General features: G+C 59.6%; 1 protein-coding gene. It reads left to right on the forward strand.

The genetic code is table 11. The annotated features are described in order from the left end of the window. Nucleotides 1-255: histidine kinase dimerization/phospho-acceptor domain-containing protein (locus IB263_RS34915; protein WP_305852789.1), on the forward strand; the 255-nt coding region annotated here is incomplete at both ends.

Consider the following 255-nt stretch of genomic DNA (forward strand, 5'->3'; position numbering starts at 1 on the left):
GCGAAGAATCGGCCGCTCGTCTGCAAGAGGTTCAGACGGAGTTGGCTCGCCTCGCCCGTCTCAACGAAATGGGCGAAATGGCCTCGACGCTCGCCCACGAATTGAACCAGCCACTCTCCGCTATAGCCAATTATGTCCACGGTTGCGGGCGGCTGCTTCAGCAAGCCGAAAGTCCGCGCGACATCCAGATACGGGATGCGCTGAAGGAAGCCGGCGAACAGAGCCTGCGTGCGGGACAAATCATCAAACACTTGC

The organism is Ensifer sp. ENS03, assembly GCF_014852035.1.
Classification (GTDB): domain Bacteria; phylum Pseudomonadota; class Alphaproteobacteria; order Rhizobiales; family Rhizobiaceae; genus Ensifer; species Ensifer adhaerens.